This window comes from Enterococcus sp. HMSC072F02, from assembly GCF_001837725.1.
Lineage (GTDB): Bacteria > Bacillota > Bacilli > Lactobacillales > Enterococcaceae > Enterococcus_B > Enterococcus_B lactis.
On the sequence record NZ_KV833932.1, the window covers coordinates 1 to 16,716 of the forward strand.

At 36.8% G+C, this 16,716-nt stretch carries 12 protein-coding genes and 3 pseudogenes; 4 read left to right on the forward strand and 11 right to left on the reverse strand.

Annotation, left to right across the window (positions count from 1 at the left end):
• The first annotated feature begins 668 nt into the window (after positions 1-668).
• Complete coding sequence (locus HMPREF2731_RS03985; protein WP_002308925.1) at positions 669-1,259, forward strand: type 1 glutamine amidotransferase family protein; 591 nt, start codon at positions 669-671, stop codon at positions 1,257-1,259.
• A 208-nt stretch (positions 1,260-1,467) separates the two neighbouring features.
• On the opposite strand, the gene HMPREF2731_RS03990 is transcribed toward HMPREF2731_RS03985, so the two are convergent.
• From HMPREF2731_RS03990 to HMPREF2731_RS04005, 4 genes and pseudogenes are all read right to left on the reverse strand, one after another.
• Positions 1,468-1,911, reverse strand: a complete 444-nt coding sequence (locus HMPREF2731_RS03990; protein WP_002345979.1) for a hypothetical protein — start codon at positions 1,909-1,911, stop codon at positions 1,468-1,470.
• Positions 1,912-2,679 (reverse strand): MurR/RpiR family transcriptional regulator, encoded by a 768-nt coding sequence (locus tag HMPREF2731_RS03995; protein ID WP_002334775.1) that lies wholly within the window; start codon positions 2,677-2,679, stop codon positions 1,912-1,914.
• An 84-nt stretch (positions 2,680-2,763) separates the two neighbouring features.
• Positions 2,764-4,096 (reverse strand): annotated as a pseudogene (locus HMPREF2731_RS04000) (6-phospho-alpha-glucosidase).
• Positions 4,097-4,140: 44 nt separating this feature from the next.
• Positions 4,141-5,730, reverse strand: a pseudogene (locus HMPREF2731_RS04005) (alpha-glucoside-specific PTS transporter subunit IIBC).
• 263 nt (positions 5,731-5,993) lie between these two features.
• Here HMPREF2731_RS04005 and HMPREF2731_RS04010 point away from each other — a divergent pair.
• The gene (locus HMPREF2731_RS04010; RefSeq protein ID WP_002308919.1) at positions 5,994-6,704 is read left to right on the forward strand and encodes a hypothetical protein; all 711 of its coding nucleotides are present in this window, start codon (positions 5,994-5,996) and stop codon (positions 6,702-6,704) included.
• Between the two features lie 115 nt (positions 6,705-6,819).
• Here HMPREF2731_RS04010 and HMPREF2731_RS04015 read toward each other — a convergent pair whose 3' ends face one another.
• Positions 6,820-7,830, reverse strand: a complete 1,011-nt coding sequence (locus tag HMPREF2731_RS04015; protein WP_002308918.1) for a S66 family peptidase — start codon at positions 7,828-7,830, stop codon at positions 6,820-6,822.
• Positions 7,831-7,843: 13 nt separating this feature from the next.
• Positions 7,844-8,347: a YbaK/EbsC family protein gene (locus HMPREF2731_RS04020; RefSeq protein WP_070872365.1), complete on the reverse strand. Its 504-nt coding sequence runs from the start codon at positions 8,345-8,347 to the stop codon at positions 7,844-7,846.
• 149 nt (positions 8,348-8,496) lie between these two features.
• Between HMPREF2731_RS04020 and HMPREF2731_RS04025 the strand changes: the two genes are divergently transcribed.
• Positions 8,497-8,865, forward strand: a complete 369-nt coding sequence (locus tag HMPREF2731_RS04025; protein ID WP_002308916.1) for an iron chaperone — start codon at positions 8,497-8,499, stop codon at positions 8,863-8,865.
• 457 nt (positions 8,866-9,322) lie between these two features.
• Positions 9,323-9,775 carry a helix-turn-helix domain-containing protein gene (locus HMPREF2731_RS04030; protein WP_070872367.1) on the forward strand — a complete coding sequence of 151 codons (453 nt, stop codon included), beginning with the start codon at positions 9,323-9,325 and terminating at the stop codon, positions 9,773-9,775.
• 212 nt (positions 9,776-9,987) lie between these two features.
• Here the strand turns inward: HMPREF2731_RS04030 and HMPREF2731_RS04035 are convergent, their stop codons facing one another.
• The 5 genes and pseudogenes from HMPREF2731_RS04035 to HMPREF2731_RS04060 form a co-directional block, all read right to left on the reverse strand.
• A complete protein-coding gene (locus HMPREF2731_RS04035) occupies positions 9,988-10,839 on the reverse strand; it encodes a GRP family sugar transporter (RefSeq protein WP_070872369.1) in 852 nt (283 codons plus the stop codon).
• A gap of 12 nt (positions 10,840-10,851) precedes the next feature.
• Complete coding sequence (locus tag HMPREF2731_RS04040) at positions 10,852-11,637, reverse strand: glucose-1-dehydrogenase (protein ID WP_002308914.1); 786 nt, start codon at positions 11,635-11,637, stop codon at positions 10,852-10,854.
• Between the two features lie 391 nt (positions 11,638-12,028).
• Positions 12,029-12,970: a riboflavin biosynthesis protein RibF gene (gene ribF / locus HMPREF2731_RS04050; protein WP_002308911.1), complete on the reverse strand. Its 942-nt coding sequence runs from the start codon at positions 12,968-12,970 to the stop codon at positions 12,029-12,031.
• A 3-nt stretch (positions 12,971-12,973) separates the two neighbouring features.
• Complete coding sequence (gene truB, locus HMPREF2731_RS04055; protein WP_070872372.1) at positions 12,974-13,897, reverse strand: tRNA pseudouridine(55) synthase TruB; 924 nt, start codon at positions 13,895-13,897, stop codon at positions 12,974-12,976.
• 367 nt (positions 13,898-14,264) lie between these two features.
• A pseudogene (locus HMPREF2731_RS04060) lies at positions 14,265-16,628 on the reverse strand (phosphoketolase).
• Positions 16,629-16,716 lie beyond the last annotated feature (88 nt).

Sequence of the window (16,716 nt, forward strand, 5' to 3'; positions counted from 1 at the left end):
TATTTTTCTAACTTAATTTTACAATTCGCGTTCTATAAAAAAACAGTGCTAATTTTACAAAAAAGTCGAATTTAATCACCTTGTTGTCAAATTATCAGCTAGTCACAGTAATAGCAGATACGCTCGCAAAACGGGATATGAATGTACGCAGAAACTTTATTTTCTGTGGCTTCCACTATTTTCTTAATGAACTGGTTACATGGTTATATATCTCATGCTGAGTGTTTGACACGTTTTATTGTTTCGTTTTTATAAATACTTTTTACCTTCCAGTTTCTTTTTAGATTGTATTCAAATAAATAGAGAAGCTAGTCAGAACCTCTACTTAGTAGACCAGTTATTTTTTCTCTTTTTGGTACTCAATTTTCCATCAATCAAAGAAACTTTCCGACAGTATTATTCTTAATTCGAATAGATTCGCAAAATAGAAACCATAGTAGACTTTCTGACTCAATCTAAGATTCTTTCATAGACAGTAACGTTGAGACAGCTGGTTCTTTGTCATCCACGTAGGCAAAATGTTATAATGCCAGTAAATAAAGTTGGCTGCCAATGTACTCTGTCTAAAACTTAAGAATTGTTGTTTACTCTGTCGCTATCCAAATTTAATGAATGTCTGTATATTAAAACTGTTGTCCTTGTCATAGATAATAAAGGAGAGCTTGAAAATGAAAACTGCGGTTACGTTTCTATTAGAGGAATATGCCGATTGGGAAGGGGCTTATATTACTAGCACACTAAACCAAAATGAGGGATGGCAAAATAAAACTGCTTCTATCCAATCAGAGGTCACTTCCATGGGAGGACTAAAAACAAAAATCGATTATTTAATCGAACAAATACCTGAAAAAATTGATCTCTTTATTATGATTGGTGGCAATTCATGGGACATAGAAAATCACCATTTATATTTAATAATCGATAAATTTTTAAAAACAGGCGTACCAGTAGCTGCGATTTGTGGGGCAGTTGATTATTTAGCACAGAGCGGATTATTGCAAGGTTACAAACACACCGGAAATATGCAATTTCCTTGGTTAGAATCGGAAAATTATCAAAATAAAGAAGATTTTATAGAACAACAAGCTGTAAAAGATCATAACTTGATTACCGCGAATGGAACAGCTCCTATAGAATCCACAGATTTGATTCTTCAAGCAGTCCATTTTGAAACAGAAGAAATAAGACAAAAAACGATTCGTCTATACAAACTTGGATACTATGATTACTATGAAAAGTACGGAGATTCTTTCTCCTAATCATTCTCTTCAATTGGATACTCTTATCAATGTTGTGACAAGCAATCTAACAATGATTGCTTGTCACACTTTTTTATAGTATTTGTCAAAGAAGATACACTCTATTTATGTTCACTATAGAAGATTCCATTAATTTACAAATTTATATATCGTGTTAAACTTTTTCTTCTATTTTTCTATTTGTATAAAAAAACTGAGAATCAATTTTTTAACTCATTCGTAAAAGCAAAAATATAGCTAGTAGACTAATGGTTCCTATAAAAATCGTGCTAGATAAAACTAGTACTTTGCTGTATATAGTGGACTTCTTCCCACATCTTTTTAAACTTCTTACATAGAGAAAAGCTAAAAGAGCTCCTATTAAATTTCCTGTTATAACTTGTTGGACAACAGTAAATTGTAGGTATATTCTTAACAAGCTGATGTCAATTGTTCTTTTTTCTAAAAAATAAAGAATACTTGCTTGAAATAACATTAAAAAAGGAAATAAGGAACCAAGAGCGACATATGGATTATGGAAAAAAGCTTCATGTATCACTCCATTCATTCTGATAGTCATTAATATAGCATAGAAATAAAAAAGGAAAGCTGCGGCTATCCAATAACCAAGTAAAATGTGTTTCCAGAGTCCTTCTATCCTGTCTCTTCTCATCTAGCTCTCCTCTCTCAGCGTATATACACCATAAGCACGAACTAAATAATCCGCTAAGCAGCTCAAGCTGATCAATGATTGAAATGGCTTATTTTCTTTTCCAAGGATAAAGCAATTACAATAATAATTTAAATGATAAGTACTATGGCGTGTGAAATAATTATCTCCAGCTGCAGTAATGGTCAAAACTGGAATTTTCTGTAATTCAAAGGCAGTCAGATTTTCTTTGACCTCATGTGTTTCACCGCTCAAAGAAACAATAATGGCCATATCTTCTAATGTTATCAGTGGCATGGCCATATCAAACTCCGTCTTATTTGGCAACACCATTACTCTCTTTCCAATACCTAGCATCATTTTATAAAACTCATCAATTACTTTCTTTTGTGAAAATCCCGTTGCATAGCAATAGATCATCTTACTTCGGTCTAAGCATTGAAGGATTGGCTTTAAGTTGACAGCCTTCATGTAATGAAGCGTCTGCTGGATATCTTCCAGTTGTTTTTCAAAAATATCTTCTTTTGTTCTAAGCCCATTTTCTTTATTTGTTACATGTCGTAAAAAATATTTGAACTCAGAATAACCAGAAAACCCCAATTTCTTAGTTGTTCTCATAATGGAAGATTTTGAGACATAAAGTCTCTCCGCTAAGTCAGTTATTTTCAAATTTTGTATCAAGCTAGGATCCGATAAAATAAAGTTCAAGATTCCTCGGTCTAGTTCGCTTAATTTTTCTGCATGTTGATGAATCAATTTTTCTAGTTCCATACTATCCCTCCTCTATTATTAGTATATGCAATAACATGAAACTATTTTTTAATAGAGGAGAACCACGATGTATTTGGAATACTGCTATTTCAATTCAGGCCAGTATTCTTGGTTTACACTCACCAAATCATCTAGTAGATTTTTTGCAACTTTTGCGTTTGGAACAATCTTTGATAATGTCAGTGCTTGCCATAATTTCTGATAAGACCTTTCTTCCCAAGCTTCGACTACTAATTTTTCAACTGTTACTTGTTGTTCCATCAATCCCTTTTGGAAGCGTGGAATCTTTCCTTGTATCAACGGTTCTGGTCCATTGCTGCCAACTATACAGGGTATTTCTACCATCGCCGACTCATCAAAATTCTCGATAGCTCCGTTATTAGGTACGATCAGCAACATCCTTTCATGAGTGTTATAGGCAATTGCTCGTGCTAAATCAACGATATAGCTAGCATGTTCATCGATTTCTAGTATCGTATTTTCTGCTGAACCACTACTAGTGATACGATCACATTCATTAAATACTTGTTTTTCACGTCCAACCATCACTTCATTTGCACGCGTGAACTCTGGATTGGTGTGCGCTACTTCATCTTGCGGATAAAAGTAATATTTTCAAATAAGTGTTAGGAAGAGTAGTTGGGTCAATGTCATATACTTCTTTTGCTTTCATAAATGTATGTTTCCAACTTGCATCAGTTTGTTGTGATTATTGAGATTCCGATGGTAGAGCGTAACCAAACTGACTAACATATTCTTGAATTTTAGGCATCAAATCATTTCCTTCTGTATCTCGGATATCCGTCCACCATCCAAAATGATTCAAGCCATAGTAGCATACGACCATTTCTTTGCGTGAAGCTAAACCGATAGCTTGAGCCATACGCTCTTCAATTCCCACCGGCATATCACATATATTGATGATTTTTGCTTTAGGACGTAATTTTCGAGTCGCTTCTGCCACGATCGCCGCTGGATTAGAGTAATTGAGCATCCACGCATTTGGTGAATATTTTTCCATATAATCTATCAACTCTAAAACACCGCCAATTGAACGCATCCCATAAGCAATTCCGCCAGGTCCACAAGTTTCCTGACCAACTACCCCATACTTCAACGGAATTTTTTCATCTTTTTCCCGCATCGCATATAAGCCAACACGAATATGTGCCATAACAAAATCAACATCAGTGAATGCTGTTTCTGGATCAGTAGTGGCTGTAAATAAAATATCTGGTGCTCTTTCCTTCAATAAAATCTCACACGCAGAAGCAATACGTGTTTGTCTTTCCTCCAGATTGTCATAAAATTTGATTTGCCGGATAGGAAATCTATCCAGATGTTTCAAAAGCATCAAAACAATTCCAGGAGTAAATGTACTCCCTCCGCCGGCAATCGTGATTGAAAATTTTTTCATATTAACATTCCCCTTTCTGTTTGTCTGTTAAGATTTTTGTGAAACTATTGTTCTATTTCTAATAAACGTTCAAATTGTTCACGTACTTGTGGCACGTCCAAACCAACTATTACTTGAAAAGCATTGCCGTTTCTCACTACACCGTGTGCTCCACCTTCTTTAAAAATCGTATCTTCTAAAACCAACATTTCATTTTTTACAGTTATTCTCAAGCGTGTAGCACAATTTGTGACTTTTTCAATATTTCCGGCCCCTCCAAAACCTTCTAAATAAATAGCAGCTTGATTCTCATATACATTTTCAATTTCTGTTTTTGAAGTTTTCCTCTCTTTTTCTTTGTAATCTTTTTTAGTATATAATTTAACAGCGTCGGTATTCTCTTCTCTCCCCGTAGTGGCAATATCAAATTTGATAATCAGGTATCGAAACACAATAAAATAGATTCCTGTAAAAGCTAGACCAATCACTAGTTGGGTAAAGATCATTCCTTTATGGTTTTGAAATAATGGAATCCAGACTTTCACAAACAAATCAATAAATCAACCACCAATATCCCCTACCACACCAAAACCATACATTATTGCCGCCATTGTAGCAGCCAAAAGTGAATGAATAGCAAACAACGGTGGAGATATAAATAGAAACGTAAATTCTAATGGCTCAGTGATACCCGCCAAAACAGCTGTCAAAGTTGCTGGAATCAGGATCGTCAGCACCTTTTTCCTATTCTCAGGTCTTGCAGTGAAATAAAACGCTGCGGCAATACCTGGAGAAGCGAATATCTTTGAATTCCCGTGCAAAGCAAAACCGCCTTCTGGAAAGAGATGCTTAAGTGGCTGTTCGCTGCGAGCAAACTCCTGAAGATGTGCCATCCAGTATCTCGCAATTCCTTCTTCTACTACTGCTGGACCAAATGCAAATGGTGCGTAAATAAAATGGTGTAAGCCAGTTGGGATCAAAATACGTTCTAAAAAAGTGTAAAGCCAGACACCAAATATACCAGCACCCGCTAAGAAACCTTGCAATGAACTGATTGCCGACTGGATCTTAGGCCAGATAAGGCAGATCAAAAATGCAATAGGTAACATGATGAAAAAACTAATAATCACAACAAATGATGACCCTTGGTAGATTCCTAAAAAATCCGGCAGCTTTTTATCAAAGAATCGATTATGCAGATACACTACAACAGCTGAAATCAAGATTGCCCCTATAATTCCTGTATCCAATGTTTTGATACCCGCAATCATTTTCAGTCCACTTGCGCCGCCCGGATCGGCAGAAAAATCAACACCAAAAAATCCGCTATAAAAGCCTAACATGGTAGAAATGAAATAATTACAAGTAATATAGACTACAAATGCTTCCATTACTGCTCTAGCACTTGCTTTTTTAGCTAATCCGATAGGTAATCCAATAACAAACAACAACTCCATTTGATTGAATACGGTCCAAGCACCACTTTCAACCACTGACCAGATCGAATACCATGCTGTTCCTTCTGTAGCAATACTCCCCACTAACATTGGATTTTTAAAGATGATACATAAAGCCACCATGATCCCCGAAAAAGAAAAGAGCAAAACCGGTGTAAACATAGCTCCGCCAAAGCGTTGAATCTTTTCCATTATCATAATAAGTCAACTCCTTCCATACACATCTTTTGTCGCAGATTTAGTATAAGCATAAAAGAAATCGGTTACAATAGCTATTACACTTTAAGAAACTTGATTTCAATAATAGTTCTTAGGTAGCATATAATGGGAAATTTCCCTAAATACATAAATAAAAGACAGATTTAATCAATGTATAGAAATTTTTTCTCTGCTTCTCCTTTAACCAGAGAAATTTAGAATTATGCTATACTAGTATTAATTAAAGTGACGAGGTGTTTTATATGAAAAAGTTAGGGTTTATTTTAGCGTCGATCTCCTTATTCCTTGTAGGATGTACATCTGCTAGTAAAGAAACTAGTGAGTCATCTGCGACCGCAGTCAAAAGTTCCATCAGACAAACTAGTTCAGCTGAAAAATCAAGTACACAGAAATCAGCTTCTTCTGAATCGAATACATCTTCAACCACCAGCAAGCTTTCAGAGTCCAACCCTTCTTCTATATCTAGTGGTACAGTTGACACGAGTCTTTCTTCTACAGCAGACACATCCTTCTCACAGTCTTCTCAGTCAGTAGATCCGTTAGCAGGATATTCTGATCTGCAAATTGAGTACGCACGCGTTTGGTTGGCTGTCAAGGGTAATACTTTTAAAGATGCATCAGGCGATTTTGAACTACATGTTATTCATTATCCGGCAGGAACACCTATCGATCCCTATGATGCAGGGAGCGTAGGTTATCCAAAAGACGTAGTTATGCTTACTGGAAAATACGGCTACCAGGGAATTTTAGTGTATTCTAGTAACCACGACGGAACGATCACTAGTTATCCAGTTCCTTCACATTGGCAAATACCTGCAGATCAAGCCTCTGATCCAGCATTCATAAAAAAAACAACTCAAGAAATCATTGATCATGCATCTGTGGTTGCTATTCCTACAGGCAACCCAAATGACGTGAAACAGTTAATCGATGTGACAGTTATAGATAATTAAACTTTCTAATATGTTATACAAAAAGAAGCTGACAAAATACTGTCAGCTTCTTTCACTTTCTTTTCTATTTAAATTTATTGGTCTTTGATAGACTCCAAGGCAGGAAAAAATTTTATTAAATAAACGTTTGCAAAATAGTCTCTTTTCCATCTTTTACCGATACTTCTGCGTAGGCACCATTGATTAATGTTAGTTGTGGCGGCACATGACCGCAATCAATATCATACAAGATTGGTATGTTCAATTCTTTTGAAAGATCTTCATATACATCCTTCATTCGATAATCTAGCAAATCCTCTGCTGCACTTCTGCCAAACATGATACCAGAGCTGTCCTCAAACCATCCTGCTAGTTTCATCTGAACAAGTGATCTTCTTAAATCAACGGAGGATAGCTCACAGTTTTCTAGAAACCACAAGATTGGCTTTCCATCATTATACGTTCTTTTAAACGTTTGGACATCTCCATAAGGTGTACCAATTAAATGTCTGATCGTATCTATACAACCACCTAATAATCGGCCTTTTATCCTTACTGCCTCTCCGCTGACTGTTTGCCAATTTGTTGGTTCAGTAAGATGAAAAACTGAAGGTGACGGTTGCTCATGATGCCATTCTTTTTGATATTTTTCAGAAGAACGCTGTAAGATTGATTCTCCTTTGCCTGTTTCTAGCACACTTTTCCACATCGCTGTCGTTTTATCTGAATAATTTCCTCTTAAATCAATAAGGTTGGTCCCATGTGCAGTGGCTATCCCTGTTTTTAATGTGATGGCGAGTAGCAACGTACTAATATCTGAATAACCTACTATCCATTTTGGCTGTAGTGCATCGAAATCGACAGAATCGAGGATCTCAATCAATAATTCTCCTCCCCAAGGCGGAAAGATCATTTGGATATTCTCATCTTTCATCATTTGATTGAATTCATCTGCTCTTTCTCTTGCTGGAGCTGATTTTTCTTTATCTTGCGTCCACAGCGTCTTTCCAGTAACGACATGAAAAGATTTTTCTTCCATACTCTTTAAAGCCATTTCTAGTAACAGGTGGTGTTCTTCTGCTACGCCCGATGATGGTGCAATAACCCCAATCGTCGTATTTTTACCTAATAACGGATATCTTATCATATTGCTACAGCTCCTAGTATGCACTATTTGTTTGATTGTTGTTATTTTCATTTGCTGGCATTAAAAACATCGGTATTTTAAGTAGCTGGATGATTTTGTTTAAGTCAATCGTTTTGATGACCATCGTTTGATCTGGCCTTCCTGGTGCAAAAACAAGTTTTTCTTTTGACAATAGTTCTTCGTCAATAATAATCGGTATCTGTTCTTCGTAACCAAATGGAGAAACAGCGCCCTGTTTTTGTCCCGTCTGTTCTTCCATATGTTCTGATGAAACAATAGAAAGCCTTTTACCGATGATCTTTCCTAATGCTTTGAAATCCGTTTGTTTTGTAGTAAAAGTCAGATATACATAGTTATTATCTTTTTTATCTTTTAAGAATAAGCTTTTGGTCTCTGTGCCTGTAAATCCTTGCTCTTTCTTCACCACCAAAGCATCTTCATTTGTATAAATAGCTCGATGATGATACAACTCAAAATAAATATTTGCGTGTGAGAATTTCTTTGCCAAGTCAATCATTTTTATGCCTCTTTTCTATTTTGGTCTTTGAGCCATCTTATCATCAAAATATACCGGATACAATATCGCTTGTTTTCTAATTTATTTTTATACATAACCATTGTTTTTCTGGTAAAATAAATCAAACCACTTAATGGAGGCGTTTTAGAATGGAAAAATTCCGATTGATTATTGATCAAATAAAAGAAAAAGAAAATCAACAAAAGATCAATGACCTTTTCTCTAAGATAGCGAAGACATATCCCCAGCTGGACACAACTGTAAAATGGAACCAGCCTATCTTTACTGATCATGGTACCTTTATTATTGCATTCAGTTTTGCTAAAAATCATTTTTCCATCGCACCAGAAAAAGCAGCGATTCGTGCCCTTGAAAAGACTATCCAAGAAATTGGTTACATATATACTGATAATGTCATCAAAGTTCCTTGGAAAAGTGCAATCAATTGGGAACTGATTGACCATTTTATTTCATTTAATATTGAAGACAAGAAAGATCATAATAAATTTTGGCGATAAAGCTTTATACAAACAAAAACTGTACTGGCGAAGAATCTATCCATTACCTTGTACAGGCTTTGTTCTATCCTTTTTATCCTCACTGGTTAAACACTTAATTGGCAAAGTATCTGTTGTTTTTATAAGGAGTCTTTCTTGTGCTGAAAAAAATCACTGATACGAATGACCTTGAATTTTCAACTTAGTAAAATTTTTTCAGCAATTTTCCTGCAAATCTTTTGAATAAGGAAAAAATACGAGAAAATATCAGCAATCTTTCATAATACTATCCATTATTTTCAGGTATATTTAAATATAATATCACTTTAGAAGAGAATGAATTTCTTTAGAGAAAGAAAAGTTAGAATTTTCTGATTCGTTTTTTGCAATGACTTTAAGTGAGATCGTTCTTTCTACATCTCGTGATAAAGCAACTAACAACCAAACCAATAGAATCATTCACATAGGAGGGGGAACATTGAAAGATTTTTACTCAGTAAATGAATTAGCCGAACAATTAGGTGTTACTACACGTTCTATCAGAAATTATCTTCATGAAGGAAAACTAAAAGGAACAAAGGTCGGCGGACAATGGAAATTTTCTGAACGTAATCTTTTTGAATTTCTTTACGGAGATCAAGCAGATGAAGCAGCAAAAGACATGCAACGATTCATGCTAGATACACCAATCACGATGCGTTTCAACCTTCAGTATCGTGATTTTACAGCGATCAATCAATTCCGAGAACAATTAGTTCAGTACCATAACGATGTTTACGCAAATAAAAAAGACCGTCTTTTACAATACGATCTTTATAAAGATAATCATGCGGACATACTTATAGGTGGTAATTTTAATTATGTAACGAACTTTAGTCAATGGATCAATGGAAAATTATTGATGCAGACAGATATTTCACTTGTTTCTTAGACGATTAAAAAGAGCGTGGACAAAAGTAAATAACACTTTTGTCTCACGCTCTAAACACGTATAAACGGCGGAAGCAGAAGCAACTCCTTCGGAAATAAGCTGAAATTCACAAAAATTTGAAAAGCAATTTTCGTGAATTTCTTCTTATTTCTTGGAGTTAAACGCTTCTGTCCCGGCCTCTTTTTATAAGTAATCTTTTGCTCTCTTTATCCTCAAATAAAGACCGTGACCATACTTCCTACTACGATCAGCAACAAGCCGATAATCGTTAATTTTTTTTCTTTTGGTGTCTTATTTTCATGCAGGATGTACATACCGCCTAATGTAGAGATAACTACGTTTAGTTGTGTAATGATATATGCAGTAGCAACCCCATTTTCATTCGCTGAAAAAATATAAGCCAACGCTGACACACTGAAGATGGCTCCAACTATTGTTGCTTTCCAACTTTTGTCTTCAGAAAATGCAGTTGGTTTTCGGAAAATCACATAAATAACTGCCCCTAAAAAGACACCGATCATTTGCGGAAAGAAAATGGAAAGTCCACTTGCATCAACTAGTTTGGGCAATGCACTGTAAACCCAATAACCAATACTTGTTGATGCTAATAGACTAATTCCTTTTGTGATACCGCCTTTTTTTCCAGGATCATCACTGATTGCCGTTAAAGCAGAGCCAAATACAAGAAGAATGATCGCTGCTGCACCAATGATTTTCCCCATACTTCCAGACCATTCTCCAAAAGCAAAGACACCAATCAACGAGGTTCCGACTAACTGTAATGCAGTCGAGATAGGCATCGTTTTAGAAACACCAATCAAGTTGAAAGATGTATACTGTCCTGTTTGTCCAATAACCCAAAATGTACCAGAAAGTAAACTAATCAAAAATGTAGTCACTGAAATGCCAGCTGGAGAAGCGAATAATTGAACGAGTAAGCCAACAAGCACCGCTCCAATACCAGTTCCTAATATCTCATTTGTTGGTCTGCCGCCAATCTTTTTCAAAATCAGTGGCTGGATCCCCCACCCAACTGCCGGGATCAATGCAATCAATAAACCCATTTTTATTCACCCTTATCCTTTTCCACCTTGGAACGAAGGATATAAAGTCATCCCACCATCTGCAAATAGTGTAATACCTGTAACATAACTGGATTCATCTGAAGCCAACCATGCAGCTGCCGCTGCTATTTCTTTTGGTTCACCTACGCGTCCTAGCGGGATCATACTTTCCAAGAGTTCTTTTTGTTCAGGATCATCAAATTTTGCCGCATTAATAGGTGTACGGATAGCGCCAGGTCCTATACTATTGATTCTGATTCCCTTAGGTGCGTACTCCATTGCTACCGTTTCGGTAAATAATTTTACCCCGCCTTTTGAAGCAGCGTAATGAGCAAATGTTGGCCATGGGATTTGTTCATGAACAGAAGACATATTGATGATATTTCCTTTTTTATCATTCTCTGTAAAATAATTCAAAGCTGCTTTCGTTCCGATAAAAACGCCAGTCAAATTTACTTTTAATACTCTTTCCCAATCTTCAAGGCTAAGTTCATGGGTCGGATGCTGATTTTCCATCCCAGCATTATTAACCCAAATGTCTAGTGTCCCAAAATTTTCTAAAGCCGTATCAAGTAAACGCTGTATTCCTTCTTCAGAACTGACATCTGCTTGTACAGAGACTGCTTTTCCGCCTGCCTCTTCGATTGCTTTGACTGCTTTTTCTGCCCCTTCTTTATCCGAATTATAGTTGACGACTACATTCATTTTTTCTTTCCCGAATCGTTGAGCAATCGCTGTTCCAATCCCTTTTGAGCCGCCAGTTACTACTGCGACTTTGTTTTCTAATTCCTTATACATAGTACCCACTCCTTTTTATACCTAAACCTGTTATTACGGATAACTTTTATTTCCGCCTTAAAGTGAGTGTACACCAATATATATAGTCTAAAGCAAATGATACGCTCCAGTAATCGTTTTCATTGGTTGGTAGCATCCTTCTATTTCTATAAAGAAAGAGTTTGTGACAGAAGTGTTCAGCTTCAAGAAATAAGAAGGAATGGACGAAAATTGCTTCTCAAAATTTTTGTGAAATTTCGGCTTATTTCCGAAAGAAGCTACTTCTGGAACACATTTATTCGGAAAAAGGGCTGTGACAAGACTTTTGTCACAGCCTTTCATACGCTTATTTATCAACCATTTCGTTGTAATTGCTAGTTATGCATAAAGATTAGCTCTCACGGACATTATTTTATTGCTGAGAAAAATATTCAGCTGTTGCTTGTTCATCATCCTTGAGTTGTTCAATCAATTCCTCTACACTTGAAAATTTCACTTGATCTCTTAAAAATTGATTCCAACGTACTTTGACATGCTCGCCATAGATATCTTGATTAAAGTCCAAAATATATAATTCTACAGTCAGCTCCCGTCCTTCACCAAATGTATCATTATGTCCAATGGAACCCATGGCTGGATACCAAGTTTCCCCAATTTTTATTTCCGATACATAAACACCTTCTTTAGGTAAATGGACTGTGCTCTTTACTTTGACATTTGCTGTAGGGAATCCTAATAATCTGCCTCGTGCATCGCCATGAACAACTACCCCCTCTACCTCGTATATGCAACCTAATAGTTTTGCCGCTTCTTTTACTTGACCGCTGTCTAGCAATCCTCGAATACGTGTAGAGCTGATTTTTTCGCCTTGTTCTTCTTCTTTAGAGACTGTGACGATTTTGAATCTTCCCTTAGCATATTCAGGAAAATGAGCGACATCCGCAATGTCTTTCGGTCCATAGGTGTAATCAAAACCGGAAACAGCATATTTCGCATGTAATCCTACGATATATTGATCAACAAACTCTTGTGGCGCTAAATGAGCAAAAGAAGAAGTAAAATCGACTTCATATAAATAATCGATACCCAAATCTGCCATTTTTTCTTCTTTTTGCTTCAGGCTAGTCAAATACTTCACACTGCTAGGATCGATCTTCTTAAAAACAATCGATGGATGTTGATTGAAAGTCATCAATGCTAATTTCAATCCTTCTTTTTGCGCAATTTCCATACCTGTCTTTATGACTTTCTGGTGTCCAATATGCACGCCGTCAAAAAATCCCAGTACTAAAACGACATCGTCTTCTGGAATTTGTTCTGGTTGGTAAGGATGTCTGATCTTGATGATATTCATTCGTCATTCCTCATTTCTCAATACTTTACTAGGTTTTAGTTTATTTTTTTCTTTCGGGTTTGGCTGATAGATACTTACGACTTTGCCTTTATAAAACAAGGCAATTTCCTCTGAAGGCATTTCTGGGAGCGCAAATACAGTATAATCAAGTCTCATACCGTTTTTTACTTTCTGCCATACCTCATCAGTAATATCTACTCGTTTGAACCGTTCCACTCCTTTTTCAATTGGCAGCAAATACTCATCGATCGTACCGTTTTCTACAGCTTGAGCTACTTCTTCTAATGTTAACGCTTCTTTTTGGGCCATACCGGCACTTGCTGTTCGAGTGAGATCAGACATGTGTGCAGGGTAACCAAGTTTCTTGCCTGTATCCACAGCTAATGTACGGACATAGGTTCCTTTCCCGCATTCTACTTCGAAACGCCAAGAAATGGTTCCTGCCACTTCGTCTCTTGTCAGTTCACTTGTTCGGATAAAACGGTAAATTTGAGCCTTTCTAACAGGCCGATCCACTGGTTCATTATTCCGTGCATATTCATATAACCGTTTACCGTTTACTTTTACCGCTGAGTACATGGGCGGTATCTGGGTGATTTCACCAATAAATGAAGCCATCACTTCATCTATTTTTTCTTCAGATAAAGACATATCCACTGGTTTTGTTTCTACTCGTTCTCCGGATCGATCTTCCGTCGTTGTACTGAAACCTAGAGTCATCTCGCCCACATAAATTTTCCCAGAATCTGTCAAATATTCGATAACTTTTGTGGCTTTTCCAATACAAATAGGCAATACACCGTCTACATCCGGGTCAAGCGTACCCCCATGTCCGATTTTTTTCGTATGTAAGATTTTTCTTAATTTGAATACGCAATCATGACTTGTCATTCCGCGTTCTTTCCATAAAGGTAATAACCCGTCCATGTCTTTTCTCCATTTCATTTTTGATTTAACTGAATTATTATAACACATTGCATCTATTACTGACGAATTTGACATCATAATGAACGGTTTTTATTTTTCGGCAATAAAAACGTAACAAAATTCATGCTCATGTAAATAGAAATCATGTTATGCTTTTTTAAAGGAGGGAATAGAATGGAAGATTTTTTCTTTGCGCCATTTGATTGGATTTATGGGTGGCTTACAGGTAAATAGATTGGTTCTCACTTCCCAAAAACGAAAAAAAAGACTGGTCATTCTTCCAGTCTTTTTTCCGTTTTTTTTATTTATTTTTTCAGTTTCTTGATCAATGTAAAAAAATCTGTTTTTCAGGGTCGATTTTATCATTTTATTGGTCAAGATTTTTCCATTTCCAATCCAATACTTCTGGCAGATCAATACCATTTTCACGAATATAGTTTTGATGTTCTTGTAATTTCTGATCCATTTTTTTTGCAAAATCTTCTGCTTGACTTCCTTTGATTTTTAAAGCTGCATCTTTTGCCAAATGATAACGGTCAAGTTCATTTACCACACGCATGTCAAACGGTGTCGTGATATCTCCGTTTTCTTTGTAGCCATGAATCATTAAATGATGGTTATGACGATCAAAGAAAATCGTGCGGATCAAAGTTTCATAACCGTGGAAAGCAAATAAGATCGGTTTGTCTTTTGTAAAATATTTGTCAAATTCTTCATCGCTCAATCCACGCGGATCTTGACTCGGATGACGTAATTTCAATAAATCTACGACATTGATGAACCGGATTTTTAGTTTTGGGAATTCTTCCAGCAGCAAAGTCACAGCTGCTAATGCTTCTAAGTTAGATTCCGTTCCTGCAGCAGCAATGACCAATTCAGGTTCCTCCTCTTTTGCTGTCGAAGCCCAATCAATGATTTTCAAGCCTTCATTCACTAAGACGGCTGCTTCTTCTGCTGAGTAAAATTGAGCACGCGGATGTTTGGAAGAGATGATCAAATTAATTTTTTCTGACGAGCGGAATGCTTTGTCCATGACTGCGAGCAACGTATTTGCATCCGCAGGCAGATATTCACGGATGAACTCCGCCTTTTTTTCTGCCAAATGTGTCAATATTCCTGGATCTTGGTGGCTATATCCATTGTGATCTTGCTGGAAGACTGTTGAGCTTGCAATGAGATTCAGCGAAGGATAATTATTTCGCCAAGAAAGGTCACGTGATTTCCGCATCCATTTGAAGTGCTGAGTCAGCATAGAGTCAACCACTCGCAAAAATGATTCGTAACTTGCAAAAAAACCATGCCGTCCAGTCAGAACGTACCCTTCTAAGAACCCTTCATCTTGATGTTCCGATAATTGACTGTCGATGACACGGCCAGATGGCGAAAGCCATTCATCATTTTCTGGTTCGATTTTTTCCATCCTTTGGCGATTTGTCGTTTTGAAAACTTGATTCAATCGATTTGATTTTGTTTCATCTGGTCCGAATATACGGAAATTTTCTGGATTTTTCTCAATGATCTCGCGAACGAATTTACCAAGTTCAGTCATATCTTCTGCTTTAACGGAGCCCGGTTGTTCAAATTGCAAAGTATATTTTTTCCAATCTGGCATAACAAGCGGTTTCGGATCGATTCCACCATTGATGATAGGATTTTTTGCCATTCTTTGGTCACCAGTGGGCGCGATTTCTCTGATTTCTTCTAAAATACGTCCTTGTGCATCAAATAATTTTTCTGGTTCATAGGATTTCAACCAACGGAGTAAAGCATCTGCATGATCCATATGTTCTTGATCTACAGGAATCGGTACTTGGTGTGCTCGGAAGGTTCCTTCAATTGGCTCCCCGTCCCATTCTTCTGGACCGGTCCATCCTTTTGGTGTGCGTACGATCAATACTGGCCATTTTTGCATCACCACATCTGTTGCTGTCTTCAGGCGAGCTTCTTTTTGGATGGATTTGATTTTCTCGATTGCTTGATCCATTTTTTCAGCCATAACAGGATTTAATTTTTCTGGATCATTTCCTTCAATAAAGAAAGGTTCCCAGCCAAGTCCGTTAAAGTAATTTGCTAATTCTTCATCTGTTTTACGTGCCAAGATCGTTGGGTTGGCTATTTTAGCACCATTTAAATGAAGGATTGGTAAAACAGCTCCATCTGTCACCGGATTGATAAAGACATTTGAGAACCAGCTTCCAGCTAAAGGACCGGTTTCTGCTTCACCATCACCAATCACGACAGCAGAAATTACTTCAGGATTGTCTAATACAGCTCCGACTCCATGTGAAAGAGAGTATCCAAGCTCTCCGCCTTCATGGATAGAACCTGGTGTTTCTGGTGCTGCATGAGAAGCAATGCCTCCAGGAAATGAAAATCGCTTGAATAATTTTTGCATTCCCGTCTCATCTTCCGTTACTTCTGGATAGATTTCTGTGTAACTTCCATCTAAATAAGCATTCGATACCATGACTTGTCCGCCGTGTCCTGGTCCTTCGATATAAAACATGTTCAAATCATATTTATTGATGACTCGGTTCAAATGGACATAAATAAAATTTTGGCCAGGAATCGTTCCCCAATGACCGATTGGATGTTTTTTGACATCTTCTGGTTTCAACGTACGTCTCAGTAAGGGGTTATCTTTAAGATAAATTTACCCGACAGAAAGATAATTGGCAGCACGCCACCAAGCCGTCATTTTATCAAAGTATTCTTTACTAGAATGATCCATACGTAACACTCCTTTTCATTATTACTCTTATTCTAGCGCAGATACTCCCAATTGAAACCTAATAAGCACTTCTGTTCATTTGCTTGGA

What these genes read in the sequence shown, in the direction of transcription:
- HMPREF2731_RS03985 (WP_002308925.1), top strand. Translation starts at nt 669, where the DNA reads ATGAAAACTGCGGTTACGTTTCTATTAGAGGAATATGCCGATTGGGAA.
- HMPREF2731_RS03990 (WP_002345979.1), bottom strand. Translation starts at nt 1,911, where the DNA reads ATGAGAAGAGACAGGATAGAAGGACTCTGGAAACACATTTTACTTGGT.
- HMPREF2731_RS03995 (WP_002334775.1), bottom strand. Translation starts at nt 2,679, where the DNA reads ATGGAACTAGAAAAATTGATTCATCAACATGCAGAAAAATTAAGCGAA.
- HMPREF2731_RS04010 (WP_002308919.1), top strand. Translation starts at nt 5,994, where the DNA reads ATGAAAAAGTTAGGGTTTATTTTAGCGTCGATCTCCTTATTCCTTGTA.
- HMPREF2731_RS04015 (WP_002308918.1), bottom strand. Translation starts at nt 7,830, where the DNA reads ATGATAAGATATCCGTTATTAGGTAAAAATACGACGATTGGGGTTATT.
- HMPREF2731_RS04020 (WP_070872365.1), bottom strand. Translation starts at nt 8,347, where the DNA reads ATGATTGACTTGGCAAAGAAATTCTCACACGCAAATATTTATTTTGAG.
- HMPREF2731_RS04025 (WP_002308916.1), top strand. Translation starts at nt 8,497, where the DNA reads ATGGAAAAATTCCGATTGATTATTGATCAAATAAAAGAAAAAGAAAAT.
- HMPREF2731_RS04035 (WP_070872369.1), bottom strand. Translation starts at nt 10,839, where the DNA reads ATGGGTTTATTGATTGCATTGATCCCGGCAGTTGGGTGGGGGATCCAG.
- HMPREF2731_RS04040 (WP_002308914.1), bottom strand. Translation starts at nt 11,637, where the DNA reads ATGTATAAGGAATTAGAAAACAAAGTCGCAGTAGTAACTGGCGGCTCA.
- ribF (WP_002308911.1), bottom strand. Translation starts at nt 12,970, where the DNA reads ATGAATATCATCAAGATCAGACATCCTTACCAACCAGAACAAATTCCA.
- truB (WP_070872372.1), bottom strand. Translation starts at nt 13,897, where the DNA reads ATGGACGGGTTATTACCTTTATGGAAAGAACGCGGAATGACAAGTCAT.